14 protein-coding genes are annotated in these 14,712 nt (G+C 39.7%); 5 read left to right on the plus strand and 9 right to left on the minus strand.

Annotated features, from left to right (window positions below; translation table 11 throughout):
* Positions 1–83 precede the first annotated feature (83 nt).
* The gene (locus HUK62_RS12385) at positions 84–707 is read right to left on the minus strand and encodes a cation transporter (RefSeq protein WP_004696060.1); all 624 of its coding nucleotides are present in this window, start codon (positions 705–707) and stop codon (positions 84–86) included.
* A 76-nt stretch (positions 708–783) separates the two neighbouring features.
* Between HUK62_RS12385 and HUK62_RS12390 the strand changes: the two genes are divergently transcribed.
* From HUK62_RS12390 to HUK62_RS12400, 3 genes are all read left to right on the plus strand, one after another.
* Positions 784–1,212, plus strand: coding sequence for a Cd(II)/Pb(II)-responsive transcriptional regulator (locus tag HUK62_RS12390; protein ID WP_176538013.1), 429 nt, complete (start codon positions 784–786; stop codon positions 1,210–1,212).
* A 463-nt stretch (positions 1,213–1,675) separates the two neighbouring features.
* Positions 1,676–3,076 (plus strand): tRNA 5-hydroxyuridine modification protein YegQ, encoded by a 1,401-nt coding sequence (gene yegQ / locus HUK62_RS12395; protein WP_176538014.1) that lies wholly within the window; start codon positions 1,676–1,678, stop codon positions 3,074–3,076.
* 12 nt (positions 3,077–3,088) lie between these two features.
* A complete protein-coding gene (locus HUK62_RS12400; protein WP_176538015.1) occupies positions 3,089–3,343 on the plus strand; it encodes a YfhL family 4Fe-4S dicluster ferredoxin in 255 nt (84 codons plus the stop codon).
* Positions 3,344–3,628: 285 nt separating this feature from the next.
* Here the strand turns inward: HUK62_RS12400 and ahpF are convergent, their stop codons facing one another.
* From ahpF to HUK62_RS12435, 7 genes are all read right to left on the minus strand, one after another.
* The gene (gene ahpF, locus HUK62_RS12405) at positions 3,629–5,194 is read right to left on the minus strand and encodes an alkyl hydroperoxide reductase subunit F (RefSeq protein ID WP_176538016.1); all 1,566 of its coding nucleotides are present in this window, start codon (positions 5,192–5,194) and stop codon (positions 3,629–3,631) included.
* Positions 5,195–5,364: 170 nt separating this feature from the next.
* Positions 5,365–6,291 carry a hypothetical protein gene (locus HUK62_RS12410; protein WP_176538017.1) on the minus strand — a complete coding sequence of 309 codons (927 nt, stop codon included), beginning with the start codon at positions 6,289–6,291 and terminating at the stop codon, positions 5,365–5,367.
* A gap of 33 nt (positions 6,292–6,324) precedes the next feature.
* Positions 6,325–7,458 carry a toxic anion resistance protein gene (locus HUK62_RS12415; protein WP_176538018.1) on the minus strand — a complete coding sequence of 378 codons (1,134 nt, stop codon included), beginning with the start codon at positions 7,456–7,458 and terminating at the stop codon, positions 6,325–6,327.
* A 19-nt stretch (positions 7,459–7,477) separates the two neighbouring features.
* Positions 7,478–8,266 (minus strand): tellurium resistance protein, encoded by a 789-nt coding sequence (locus HUK62_RS12420; protein WP_176538019.1) that lies wholly within the window; start codon positions 8,264–8,266, stop codon positions 7,478–7,480.
* A 313-nt stretch (positions 8,267–8,579) separates the two neighbouring features.
* Positions 8,580–8,984 carry a nucleoside diphosphate kinase regulator gene (gene rnk / locus HUK62_RS12425; protein WP_004696044.1) on the minus strand — a complete coding sequence of 135 codons (405 nt, stop codon included), beginning with the start codon at positions 8,982–8,984 and terminating at the stop codon, positions 8,580–8,582.
* Positions 8,985–9,154: 170 nt separating this feature from the next.
* Positions 9,155–10,408 carry a serine hydroxymethyltransferase gene (gene glyA / locus HUK62_RS12430; RefSeq protein WP_005400534.1) on the minus strand — a complete coding sequence of 418 codons (1,254 nt, stop codon included), beginning with the start codon at positions 10,406–10,408 and terminating at the stop codon, positions 9,155–9,157.
* Between the two features lie 156 nt (positions 10,409–10,564).
* Positions 10,565–11,809: an alpha/beta fold hydrolase gene (locus HUK62_RS12435; protein WP_176538020.1), complete on the minus strand. Its 1,245-nt coding sequence runs from the start codon at positions 11,807–11,809 to the stop codon at positions 10,565–10,567.
* A 491-nt stretch (positions 11,810–12,300) separates the two neighbouring features.
* Here HUK62_RS12435 and HUK62_RS12440 point away from each other — a divergent pair, with 491 nt between their 5' ends.
* Positions 12,301–12,999 (plus strand): exonuclease domain-containing protein, encoded by a 699-nt coding sequence (locus HUK62_RS12440; RefSeq protein ID WP_176538021.1) that lies wholly within the window; start codon positions 12,301–12,303, stop codon positions 12,997–12,999.
* An 89-nt stretch (positions 13,000–13,088) separates the two neighbouring features.
* Entirely contained in the window at positions 13,089–13,685 is a 597-nt protein-coding gene (locus tag HUK62_RS12445; RefSeq protein ID WP_078389472.1) for a hypothetical protein, read from the plus strand.
* A 342-nt stretch (positions 13,686–14,027) separates the two neighbouring features.
* Here the strand turns inward: HUK62_RS12445 and HUK62_RS12450 are convergent, their stop codons facing one another.
* Positions 14,028–14,246: a hypothetical protein gene (locus HUK62_RS12450; protein WP_176538022.1), complete on the minus strand. Its 219-nt coding sequence runs from the start codon at positions 14,244–14,246 to the stop codon at positions 14,028–14,030.
* Between the last annotated feature and the right edge of the window lie 466 nt (positions 14,247–14,712).

Here is a 14,712-nt window from a genome sequence, read left to right on the forward strand (position 1 = left end):
TGTAAACAACATAATGCTCCGAGCAGCTGCGGAGCATTTTTATGGAAAATAATTTTACTTTGATTAAGAAATTTAGCGTTTTCTTAATTCTCGAGCTGTAATCTACGCTCAGATAATGCTTTGCTCACCACTTGATAACCCGCTGTCATACCTAAAGTCGCCATAATGCCTGCCACGATTATGTCTGGCCACAAACTGCCAGTACCAAACACACCTATTGCAGCAAAAATAACTGCCACATTCCCAATCGCATCATTTCGGCTACAGAGCCAGACCGATTGCATATTAGAGTCACCTTCTCTAAAGGCATATAAAATGACGGCACAAACCACATTCGCAAGCAAAGCAATCACACCAATCACCCCCATGGTCATAGCTTCAGGTGGAATTCCCAAAGCATAGGCATAGATCACTTTACCAATCACCACCAAGCCAAACAACGCCATGGTCATGCCTTTGAGCAGTGCCACTGTCGCCCGCCAATATAAACTCGCACCAAGCACCGCTAGGGAAATACCATAGTTGACTGCATCACCAAAGAAATCTAAAGAATCAGCCCATAAGGATGACGAATGTGCATAAGCTCCACCAATAAGCTCCACCACGAACATAGCTAAATTGATAAATAAGGCTATCCACAATGCCGTTCTAAACTTACTATTTGGCTTTTGCGGTGCGGGTGCACAACTGCAAGAAGAACATGCCATATACACAACCTCTATCCAGACCTAATCATTTTCTATTATGATTAAAAACTATGGAGTCGCTCTAAGGTCAAGCAAAATGAATCAACAAAACTCATCTGCTATTTATTTGATGAAAGACTTAGTCCATAAAACGGGATTAAGTGCCGATACCATTCGTTTCTATGAAAAAAAGCATTTATTAGAGCCTTCTTTTCGCGGGGACAATAATTATCGCTATTATCAAGATGATGCACTTAAACGACTCATTTTTATTAAACGTTGCCGCGCGCTGGATATCTCACTCAAAGAAATTGAATACCTGATTGAACTGGAGCAAAAGCCTCAACAAGACTGTAGTGCGGTCAATCAACTGATCGATGAGCATTTGAAACAAGTCGAACAAAAAATCATTGAATTACAAAAATTCCAGATACAACTACAACAATTTCGGCAGTCTTGCGCAACTCAATCAACCATTGATGATTGTCAAATTTTAAGACATCTTGAAGCAGGGCTAGATGTATAAAACACATCAACGCAGAATTTAGAATATGGGTATTACTCGGTTTTGCTACCTATTTACCCGAACCTTACATCGTCAATGTAGGATTTTTATTCTTATTTTCTTTAATTTTTTAATAATTTCAGAAATAAAAAATCTAGCCACACATCAAATCTAATAAAAATGATCTCTAATTATTTCGGATAAAAGGCCACAAAGAACTCCAATTTTTTGATGATTAGAACCTCGAATAAGTTTTATATAACAGATCTTTTACTTTATAAAACAAGGGGATTTAAATTCATTTTTATCCTTAGCCACATAAAATCATATATTCAAACATTTACCATTTAGCACTCAAATCGAACATTTGAATGTGTGATTTTCGCGTCTATCCCCCGCTCAAATTCCGAGTTTTTTACTAGGTTGAATCTATTTTTTAAAGCCCTACAATAAACCCATATTTTTTATATGCCTTAGTTTAAACATGAGCATTCATCACGTTACTGAACTTCTTTCTCCTGCAGGTTCGCTTAAAAATATGCGTTATGCATTTGCCTATGGTGCAGATGCAGTCTATGCCGGACAACCTCGTTACAGTTTACGTGTGCGCAATAATGAATTTGACCATGACAATCTGGCTATCGGCATTCAAGAAGCGCATGACTTAGGCAAAAAGTTTTATGTGGTCGTCAATATCCAACCACATAACTCAAAACTCAAAAACTTTATTCGCGACCTCACACCTGTGGTTGCGATGCAACCCGATGCCTTGATCATGTCAGATCCAGGTCTGATTATGATGGTACGCGAACATTTTCCAGACATGGATGTGCATCTTTCGGTTCAAGCCAATGCCATTAACTGGGCTACAGTGAAGTTTTGGAAGAACATGGGACTGACTCGAGTCATTTTGTCCCGCGAATTATCCATTGATGAAATTGAAGAAATTAAGCAGCAAGTGCCTGACATGGAAATTGAGGTTTTTGTGCATGGTGCGCTATGCATGGCATACTCTGGACGTTGCATGCTTTCAGGCTACATGAACAAACGTGATGCCAATCAAGGGGCATGTACCAATGCTTGCCGTTGGGAATACAAAGTACATGAGACTCATCAAGATGAAAATGGTGATGTAATCCCAGTCCAAAATCTGAATACAGACTCCAATTGCTGTTCAAACTCTGATGCTGATGAACTGCATATGCAAGCACAACATCAGTTCGATGAACCCGTATTACTACAACGTCATGAAGAAGACATGTTTGCTGCTGAAGAAGACGAACATGGTACTTACTTTATGAACTCAAAAGACTTGCGCGCGGTGCAGCATGTTGAGCGCTTGACTCAAATGGGCATCCATTCTTTAAAAATTGAAGGGCGTACCAAGTCTTATTTTTACTGTGCGCGTACCGCCCAAATTTATCGCAAAGCCATAGATGATGCGCTTGCAGGTAAACCTTTTGACCCATCACTCATGACACAACTCGAAGGTCTAGCCAACCGCGGTTATACCGAAGGTTTCTTACGTCGCCACGTACATAGCGAATATCAAAACTATGAAAATGGTTCATCCAGTTTTGACCATCAACAATACTGCGGTGAAATTTTGGAACGCAATGGCGATTATCTGAAAGTCGATGTCAAAAACCGTTTTGTAGTGGGCGATGTGCTCGAACTCATGACCACTTCAGGCAACATCACTTTTGAACTAACAGAAATCCTCGATAAAAAAGGCAATCTAATACTTGAAGCGAAAGGCTCAGGGCATGTGGTTGAAATCCCTATTCCTGCTGATGTCGATATGCGCTATGCCCTACTTATTCGTAACTTACCGCATTCAAATGCTGACATTTCAGCAGCTTCACTGGCCTATGTTGCAAGTTGAGGGGATGATGCCATGGCATTACGAATAACGGATGCATGTATTAACTGTGATATGTGTCTTCCCGAATGTCCCAATACCGCTATTTTTGAAGGTGATAAAATTTATGAAATAGATGTCAGCCGTTGCACCGAATGTGTTGGTTTTTATAACACCCAAACCTGTGTCGATGTTTGCCCAATTGCCTGTATCGAGCCACATCCAGAACACGTTGAAACACAGCAACAACTGTTAGAAAAATTTAAAGGATTGAACTTATTTAGCGTCTAACCTTGGGGAAAGTAGAAAAGAAACCGAGTACTGACCACACTCAGAGTTTCAAAACAAAAACTGGGCAAAGAATAACAATAAACAAAAACTAAATGAAAAAGCCAAAGTGACTGGGGAGCACTTTGGCTTTTTCTTTGTGCAAGATATTTGCTTTAAACGAAAAAAAGGAACTGAGCTGTTAGTGACTCAGTTCCTATCAAGGGTAAAACCAAAGATCAGCGATACAACATAAAGGGAAAAAGCCAACGTATATTTTGGGAGAGCGTTGGCTTTTTCATTTCACACTTACAGCCCAGAACGAATAATATAATCAAAAGCAGACAGAGATGCTTTCGCGCCTTCACCTGTGGCAATGATGATTTGCTTGTATGGCACAGTCGTACAGTCACCTGCGGCAAATACACCTTTGACATTGGTTTCGTTGCGATCGTTAATCATAATCTCATTACGGTTTGAAAGCTCAACAGCAGTCTCTTTTAAGAAATCAGTGTTTGGTAATAAACCAATTTGCACAAAGATTCCTGCAAGCTCAACCGTATGTTCTACATCAGTTGCACGGTCTTTATATTTCAATGCCGTCACTTGTGAACCATCACCCACAACTTCGGTCGAGAGTGCATTCAGGATCACCGTAGTGTTAGGCAAGCTATGCAATTTGTCTTGTAACACTTGGTCGGCACGTAGTTTGGTATCAAACTCAACCAAAGTTACATGTTCAACAATCCCAGCAAGATCAATCGCGGCTTCGACACCTGAGTTCCCTCCGCCAATTACGGCAACACGTTTGCCTTTAAACAGGGGACCATCACAGTGTGGGCAGTAAGCAACACCACGAGTACGGTATTCTGCTTCGCCCGGCACATTCATTTCTCTCCAACGTGCCCCTGTAGAAAGAATGACCGTTTTAGATTCAAGCTTTGCACCATTTTCTAAAGTGACTTCAACCAAGCCATTCGCGGTCTCATCTGCACCTTTGATGTTAGAAACACGTTGTAAGTTCATGATGTCCACACCATACTCACGGACATGTGCTTCCATTTCAGCGGCAAACTTCGGCCCTTGGGTCTTTTGAATTGAGGTATAGTTTTCAATGTCCATGGTATCCATGACTTGACCACCCATACGTTCAGCCACAATCCCGGTTTTAATGCCTTTACGCGCAGCATAAATGGCTGAGGTATTTCCCGCAGGACCACCACCAATCACTAAAACATCAAAAGCATCTTTGGCATTGAGTTTTTCAGCTTCTTTGGCTGCGGAATTGGTATCCAGTTTGGCAACAATCTCTTCCAAGGTCATACGGCCTTGACCGATATGGTTATTGTCTTGGAACACCATTGGTACAGCCATGATTTTGCGTTCTTCGACTTCGTCTTGGAAGAATGCACCATCAATCATCGTTGCTGTCGTGCCCGGATTGTAAATAGCAATCAGGTTCAACGCTTGCACCACGTCTGGACAGTTGTGACAGCTTAATGAGACAAAGACGTCAAAGTCAGACTGGATGCCCAAAGCTTTGATTGAAGCCAAAACTTCATCTGATACTTTGGGTGCGTAACCTGAGGTTTGTAACAATGCCAAGATCAAAGAGGTAAACTCATGTCCCATCGGTAAACCCGCAAAGAACACACGTGGCTCTTCACCGGCTTTTGCTACACCAAAGCTAGGTGCACGTGAGTTTTTACCATCAAAACGTGCAGTCACCAGTGGAGACAGTGCTGCAACCTCTTCAACTAATTCTTTGATTTTGTCTGATTTCTCAGAACCGTTCAAAGTCGCAACCAATTCAATCGGAGCTTCAAGGCGTTCAAGAAGTGTTTTTAATTGAGCTGAAGTATTTTGATCTAACATGGTTAAGCTCTCCAAAGCAGTCTGTAAAATTATTTGATAAAAGAATCATAGAGTAAATCTAAAAATAGATAAAACAGTTTGTTTTTATTTTAGCAATCGGTTTTTCAGATCTAAAGATATTCTTCATAAAAAGTCTCACTACCCCATAAAACTTTTTATGAAGTCAAAGCTTAGGATTCACTCTGCATCCGCTGTTCAATTCTTAAAGTTCTAGCTTTTAACTGACGCGTCAAACCAAACAACACAAGACACAGGACTGCCATCAGTAGCATCAAGATAAGCGAGAAGAATTGCATGACCGTAGTAAACTGTGCTGCTTGCTGAACTTGTTTTTCTACACTTGCAGCCATCGGCGTGAGTGTTTTGCCATAAAGCTGATACTGCATCGTCCATAACTGTTCAGGCTTAAACCCATATTCAATAAAATGTGAATCATTTTTTTCTGCTTGGACCAGAGCAAGCACATGCGGAATGGCTGCATTTTTATCGACAGGTTGGTGTAACAATGCCGTCTGTGCAAGCAAATAATGCTTTACAGGCATTTGAATTTGAGACTGCTGCAAATACTGTGCTATTTCACTTTGCTGAATGTTTTTATCGTAGTGTACGATTTGCTGAAAAGCCTTGCTTTCATCATCTTTTAAATCATATTGCACATAGGTCAGACATGACCAAAGCAGAATAAAGGCAATCAGCCATGCCACAAACTTCAGTATAAAAGATTGAAAACGCACATAGAAAAAATGAATTTTCCGTGCATAGTGCACCAATACAAATGCCCCAATAAAAGACACCATAATCTTGAGCACAAGCCAACCAAACCACGACAGCAAATTCAGAAAATAATCTGGCTGATGTCCTAGTGATGCGAGATTTTCATCGACACTCATGGGCATATGCAGTTGCTGTATTTCAGTGCTCAGTCCAAAAAAGCTATAGACAAAATCAGGTTGTAGAAAATAGCTAATGCTGGAAGCAATAAACAAGGCGGCGCTTAACATACACCATAAACTCAGTTTACGTTGACGTTGTTTGAGTGCAACCACGCCTTGTTCAATGTGCTGAGGCTGAACAACATACTCATCTAAGGAAGGCAAATACTTCTCCTCTATCGACCACCCAACTCGGCATTAAGATGGTGTCGTACGATTAGAACTTGAGTCTAAAACCAGTTGATTCAAATTGTCCTGCAAACTACGCAAACGTGTGGTTGCTTCCGCACGTTTCTGCATCCCTTCCTTTTGTATTTGAATCACATCATTTACTGTTTTAATGAGGGTGTTTTGTACATGTTCAAGCGTCTCAATATCAATCACTGAACGTTGATTAGCTTTTGCTGTATCTACTGAGTTTTGATGTAACAAATCGGCATTACGCTTCAATAAGTCATTGGTCGCATCATCAATGGTATTGGCCAACTGCACACTATTCTTCTGCACATTTAAAGAAATCGCCAAACTAATTTGATTTTTCCATGCAGGCAATGTGATGTTTTTAATCGCATAAAACTTATCGACCAACATCAAATTATTAGACTGGATAATACGAATCATCGGTAATGTTTGCATGGCTGATTGTTGTAAAACCTGCAGATCACTTACACGTTTTTCCAAATTATTGGCTAAATGATTGAGGTCGTAAACTCTCTGTGTCGTGGTTTGATCTTGTGCCTGTGAAGTCAGTGTTGAGATTTCCTGCTGAATTTCATCTTGTTTCAACTTACCCGCCGCGATATACACACCGAGCTGTTTATATTCACTTTGCACACCATGAAACATCCGATCGAGCGTATCAACACGTGCTTTTAAACCAGACTGCGATTTTTCAATTTCTTTCACCAAAGTATCAATCTGTTCTTTGGTGGTATTAAAGTGCATATCAATATTATTCTTTGCGCCTTTAATTTTGCTTATCAAGCCACCGAAGAAACCTGAATTTTTCTTTTTATTTAAGATACTTGAGGTATTGAGCTGCTGTGCAACTTGTACCACCTGATTCAGCTTTTGCCCAGTTTCATCAAGGTCTTTATTTTGCACCAAATTTAACAACTCATCAGTATATCCTGAGGTTTGTGTCGCAATATTTTTACCATACTCCGCTACGGCGTTATGGTTGATTTCTGCCAACTCTTTCCGTGCTGCCAAGACCGCATTGAAGTCATCTTGTTGCAAGCCAATTTCTTGCAAATTTAACTGTTGAAACTTATGTTCAATCACTTCGGTGGTTGGCTCTACCACAAGACTGTTTTGTTCTGAGTTGGTCATAATTCACCTAATCTATTTCTTAAAGTGTTGGTTTCTGTAGTGATTTTTTTAAGGTATGAATCAATTTTTCACGGCTATTATCGAGCTTTTCCAGTTCAATTGTCGAGCTTGATTGCTGCGATTGTTTGACATGATATTGCCATGCTGGAATCAAGACCTGTTGTGCCTCTTTATATCGGTCCAACAAACTCAATGAAAGCTGCTGAGACAATTGCATTTGAGTGATCGCAATATCATTACTGCTTTGCAAAGTCTGCAAGCTGTTTATTTTCTTGGATAAACGTTCTGCAAAATTATCTAAAGGATGTGCATTCTTCACAAATTTAGGATATTCCATTAAAAATGCTTCAGCCGCAGATACATATTTGGCCATTTGCTCACGTAAACCAGTGAGCTGCTGATAACGTGCTTGTGACTTTTGAATTTCTATTTGCAATTTTTGGCTGAGATGATTGGCTCGATCCAACAGCTGATCCAGTTTTTTATAGTATTCAACTTGGGTTGAACCATATTCAATATCAATTCCGAGCCACTTTTGTAGCCCATTAAATTTACGCTTCTTCAGATATTTTTTTGAGTCAGCCAGTGACTGGATCAGTTGCTCAATGGTTTGGCTCAACTGTAAAGTGAGCTGCGGGTCTATTCCATTTAACAGCGCAGACTGCGCTTGAATGACACTATCTGCATAATGATTGAGACGATATTGATCGTTCAGCAACGGAACCAAATCATTACGCTGGATACTTAAAAGTTCATCTGAATTGACTGGTATATCCCTTAAAGGAACAAGAACGTCAATTTGTGCCATAGTGCTTTAACCCAATAAAGAAATTGAATAAAATCATTTTTATAGTACAGCTTTTATGTCAAATAACATGTAGATTTTTGCAAAAATGCTGTGACATCTTTTGTGCCGTAAAAATTATCACGAAGGTTATATCTGTTATTAAGTCCTCTATTCGTACTAGGACCCAAACCTATTGAGTAGAAATAAAAGATCCAATCAATACATACTCTATTTTTATTTTCTATGGAGTTACAATCCTTTATGAAAAAAAACGCATATTTGAAGTCATAAAAAAAGCCATGATCAACATGGCTTTAAATTGGGGTGTTCGATATTATAAATAATCGCCTTCACGCTCAGGTTGATAAACCACTTTTTCAATTTTGACTTTCATCATTTGACCATCTGGCTGTGGCCATTCAATTTCTTGACCTTCAGCTAAGCCAAGAATTGCTGCACCAATTGGGGCTACAACATTGACCTGTCCTTTCTCGCCTTTAAAATCATGCGGATAAACCAAGGTAATTTCAGATGCTTCTGTAGATGGCGCAATGGTCAGTAAAACTTTTGCATTCATCGTTACCACATTGGCAGGCATATCTTGTGGAGCAACAACATCGGCACGTGCCAATTCTTCTTCAAGCAACTGCATGGTCGGTGTAAGTTTAGGCTGATGTTCTAACATCGTTTCTAAACGATGAAGATCCTGCTCAGAAATGATAATTGCTGGGTTTGCCATGTGCTGCATTCCTATTTGAATACGGTATGAATAAAATTCTTATTAAAAATAATTTATTAGCCTATAACTTCTGTTATATCAGAAATGCAGTCTAAATTACATTTCAACTGATTTTGATTTTTTAATGCTATAAAAAAAGCCCCCTTGAGGGGGCTTTCTCAAGTCAGAACTTAGTTTGCGTAAACAGGAAATTTCGCACAAACAGCTTCAACTTTCGCTTTAACAGCGTTAATCACAGCTTCGTCACCTTTGCTGTCTAAGATATCAGCGATCCAGCCAGCAAGTTCACGCACTTCAGCTTCGCCGAAACCACGAGTCGTCACAGCCGGTGTACCAATACGGATACCAGAAGTCACAAATGGTGAGCGTGGGTCATTTGGTACAGCATTTTTGTTCACAGTAATGTGAGCTGCACCTAACCATGCATCTGCTTCTTTACCTGTTACATCTTGCTTAATAAGAGATAACAAGAACAAGTGGTTTTCTGTACCGCCAGAAACGATGTCATAACCACGAGCAATGAGAACTTCAGCCATTGCTTGAGCGTTCTTCACCACTTGTTGTTGGTAAACTTTGTATTCAGGAGCCATTGCTTCTTTAAAGCAAATTGCTTTAGCCGCTACCGCATGAACCAATGGACCGCCTTGGTTACCAGGGAATACAGCTGATTGTAATTTTTTCTCAATTTCTTCGTTTGCTTTCGCAAGGATTAAACCTGAACGTGGGCCACGAAGTGTTTTGTGTGTAGTGGTTGTTGTTACGTCAGCAATTTGAACTGGGCTTGGGTAAACACCAGCAGCAACTAGACCAGCAACGTGAGCCATATCTACAAATAGGTAAGCACCAACTTTATCCGCGATGTCACGGAAACGCTGCCAATCTACAATTTGGCTATAAGCAGAGAAACCAGCAACGATCATACGTGGCTTGTGCTCAATTGCTAAACGTTCAACTTCTTCGTAATCAATCTCGCCAGTTTCAGGGTTTAAACCGTACTGAATTGCGTTATATGTTTTACCAGAAAAGCTTACTTTTGCACCGTGAGTCAAGTGACCGCCGTGAGCCAAGCTCATACCCAAAACAGTGTCTCCTGGGTTAAGAAGCGCTAAGTAAACAGCAGAGTTTGCTTGTGAACCTGCATGTGGTTGAACGTTTGCGTAATCTGCACCGAAAAGCTCTTTAGCACGGTCAATCGCTAATTGTTCAATCACGTCTACATATTCACAACCGCCGTAGTAGCGTTTGCCTGGGTAGCCTTCAGCATATTTGTTTGTAAGTTTTGAACCTTGTGCTTCCATTACTGCTGGAGAGCAATAGTTTTCAGAAGCAATCAGTTCGATGTGCGCTTCTTGGCGAGCATCTTCATTTGTGATTGCTTGCGCGATTTCTGGATCAAATTCAGCAATTGAGATATTGGCAAACATTAGCGAGGTCCTATGAAATTAGGGCTTTTAAGCCGTGCTAAGATTGGCGCGTATTGTAGCATGAAGTTTATAAATTTCGAGAACGAACTTTACGCAGTTTTAAATAAAAAATCGCTCATGAAGCAGAACGCCATGAGCGATTTGAGTCAAAGCAAATTACTGAATTGGCATGAGAGTTTTGACATCATCAACAATATCATCGATATTTTCACTAAACGATGTGGTATGGGTCCATTTCGTCGTTTCACTATCATCAGTCACATAACGAATATTGTTTCCAGCTTGAGAAGCTCCAGCATATAAAATATTCGTAATCGCTCTTGGAACAGTCGTGTCATTGGTGCCTTGATAAATAATAATTGGCGCTGTTTGTTTGACCTTCAAAGGCTGAGATGTGTTATCTAAAAAGTTTTTTATGACTGGCAAATCTAGAAATCCTGTTTTTGGGTAATATCCATTTAATGTGTTATAACCAGTCGCTAAAGCCCACATTTCCGTATAGTAATTTACAGAAACAGTCCCTGAACATGCCGATTCAGCCGTTCGTGCAATACGGGCTGCTTCAGACTCAAACACTTGCCCGTACAAAGTTATATTGGGTGGATTTTGCATACCTGCAGTGATGAGTGCAGCATAGGTATTCAGTGAAGTATAAGTAGCAACCTGTTGAGTTGCTGGCAAATTTGCAACACTTGCAGCCCCCACTTGAAAGATCGTTTTTAAATTAGACGCAGGTGCAATCGCAACTGTCCCTTTATAATCTAACTGCGCGCGACTTTGATATTCACCAGCACCTAAAGCAGCATGACCACCCTGTGAGTGTCCAACCGTCACCCAGTTTTTTGAAACCGATTTACCTTGCTTGGTTAAGTAGTCACGTGTTGCAACTACTGCATCTGTAATCGAAAAAGCTTCACTTTTTAAATTAAGATAAGGATGGGCTTCTGTACCACTTGGTTCTCCCAGTCCTTCGTAATCAGGAGCAATAACGACATATCCCGCGCTAAGTAACTCATTAATCATCGATTTTACATCGAGATCCATAGAAGATTTACTTGGCGCGCAAATATCAGCAACACCAGTAGTACCATGTGCCCACACCACTATTGGCCAACCTTTCGCGGGGGGTACTGTTTTAGGGGTAAAAAGCAATGCTGTTGCGCGAGTTTCTTTATTGTCCTGACCCAGCATTTTATAAGTCATGACTACACTTTCACCAGCCGTAGCTGACATATCTGTAGCTGTATATGCTGTTGGCGTCGTTACGACTGGATTAACAATATTGTTTTTAGGAATCCCATCATCCACACCAACAGAAGTTGAATCGCCATCCCCTCCTCCACAAGCTGTTAAAACAAGCATAGAACTACTGACGAACACGGCCAATATATGTTTTTTCATCTTAAAATTCCTTTATGACATTTTTTCTTGTTGTAACGATTCAAATCACTTGAATACATTAATGATTTACGCCTCAAAATGACGCGTGGCAAGACCATTTACGAGAATGATACAAAGTGAACATTGTCTGCAAATGCATACTCGCCTTTGTTATAAAAACTAGTGATTTGAAGTTTAAAATAAATCCTGACCCTACAACTGAATTTAGATGCAGAACATTCTCCTAGTCTTTGTTTGAGCTGAATCCCAAAGAATCATTTTTATTTTAAGCAATCATTTTCCTTGCAATCTGCCTAAATAAATCGACAAGTAGCTTCCAACTTTTCCCTTGCTCAATAAAGTCTGATCTCTAATCACGCAGATTCACCAGATGATTTAAACAACATCACCGCACAAAATAAGCGAATAAACCACAAATCCAGCTGTCATGGGCTGTCTTGATAGTCTTGAAAATGATAAATTTATTCAGCTTTTAATTTTCGGATATGCACATGCAAGCCATTATTCTCGACACAGAAACCCATACCCTAAATGGTCAACCCATTGAGATTGCATATGCACCGATTAAAATTGCAAATGGCAAATTAAGCCTAGACAAAAGCCAAGTATTTGATCAGCTCTATACCGTCGATGAACCGATCTCATTCGCAGCGATGGCTGTGCATCATATTTTAGAGTCAGACCTCGTTGGGAAGCCGCACTATACGACCTTTAAACTACCTGCTGAAACACAGTACATCATTGGTCATAATATTGATTATGATATTCGGGCTATCGAAAAATGTGGTGTCGATACTTCTCATATTAAAGCGATTTGTACACTCGCCCTTGCACGTTTGGTCTGGCCTGATGCTGAAGCGCACAATATTTCGGCACTCATTTATATGATTTCAAAAGGCAGTGAAAAAGCCCGTGAAATGATTAAAAAAGCTCATCGTGCCGATATGGATATTATTTTAACGGCCAATATTTTAATGCATGTGGTTCATCAATTAAAAATAAACAGCATGGAGCAATTATTTGCTGTCTCTGAAGATGCTCGTATTCCGCGAATCATTAATTTTGGCAAGCATCGCGGAACAGCGATTGCCGAACTCCCTGCTGACTATATTCAGTGGTTAATGCGTCAAGATGAACTCGATCCGTATTTACGTAAAGCTTTAGAAAATACGAGCATTAAAACGCTCTAAAATGTATTGTCATAAATTCTTAATATTGTTGTAATTTTCGCCCTGTATGTTCAGCCTTAATTTATTTGTTCGGGGGAGTAAGTTAAGGTATGAATCATTATCAAAAAACAGCATTGGGTTTAGATGCTTTACAACAACGTCATATCCCACTCAATGCACGTCAAAGACGACTATTGGTTTTAATTGGTACAGAAGATTTTGAACAATTGGCTGACCAATTCAAACAACGCATCGCAACGCCTGAAATCCTCGGACAATTAATTGAATTAGGTTTAATTCATTCCATACAAACATCTCGCGTCTCTAGCCCAATACAGCCGTCATCGGAGGCTCAATCATCGACGTCTGTACTCGAAAATAGTCAGAATAACGTCAATCCAATAGATTTAGACAGCACAGCGCAGACTCCTTCACCACCCACCCCTACACAAAGCCCAGCCCCACCGCTTAAAGCTTATAGCTTTGAAGAAACACGCGATTTGATGATGAGCTTATTACAACGTTATTGTGGCTTAATGGCAAAACAACTCATTCTTCAAATTCAATCGGCGACAGACTTACACAGTCTCAAACGCTGCCAAATGCAATGGATTACGACGTTACAGGAAAGTCGAATAGAACCCATAGTACTCAACCAACACTTACAACAGATCAATCACTCACTGTTGCGTTTGCAGGCAGCCTAAATAAATAGATTCAAAGGATAATAATTGAGTCTTTTTCGGCCTTAGTTAAGATTTAAAGACTACGAGTTTGATTAGCAATCTATTGTTTTATCATTCAGGCAATAAATCTTAATGTTTTTCTTCGACTTTATAATACTTTGGCACAATGGTTACTCGAACCATTCATCAAACAGCTTGATAAATAATAACTATGTGTGAAGTGAAATGCTGATTTTATTTTATGACCTTCAAGATAATCGCTCAAAAAAATTTATCTCTTATATACTGCAATGGGATAACGCAACTCGACGTAGATCGCCCATAAAAAAAAGCCCATGTAGACATGGGCTTTTTTCAAAAAGGTTAATCAACAACTCGGTATATACTCTCAGTTTGCCGACTTTCAAATAACAGTTCAATACTAGGCAGAATCACTTCACCATCAACAACGATATGTTCAATTCGTTTAAACAAATCCAAACGTTCTGCTTCGGAGTTTTCAGGTACTTGCCTTAACTGGGCCTTCACATTATAAGTTTGGCTGTATTGGTCCTTTACCTTTACATCTACAAGCTGAGTCATGGTCATTTTCCTTTTCTTTTTTTAGCTCTGCTTAATCTTATAGCACAAGTTTTTTCCAACACCGCCCTTAGAGTTGTTAGAATTTATCGCAATGTTAATTTATATAAATATTTTCAAAATCATAACTATAAATCATAAACTTAAATCAAATATGCTTAACAACCGAGATACATAGTCATATTTTTTTTACATAAAAAAAGCTCGCATTGCTGCGAGCTTTTCTATGTTGGAAGGCTAGTGCTGATTTATTGCTTGAACATTTCGTTCCAAACTCAACGAGCTGTCATTGATCCGTCCAACTACATCGTAGCGTCTTAGTTATCGACCTACTGTAAGTACAATATAAAAGCATTTTTCACTCTCGACAAGTGCCTATGACATTTCGAAACAACTGTACAAATAAAAGCCAATTGATATTTTTTAAAAATAAGAGACCATACTGAAAGGCAAAATCGAGATAACATCT

It is taken from the genome of Acinetobacter sp. NEB 394 (assembly GCF_013374795.1).
Lineage (GTDB): Bacteria > Pseudomonadota > Gammaproteobacteria > Pseudomonadales > Moraxellaceae > Acinetobacter > Acinetobacter johnsonii.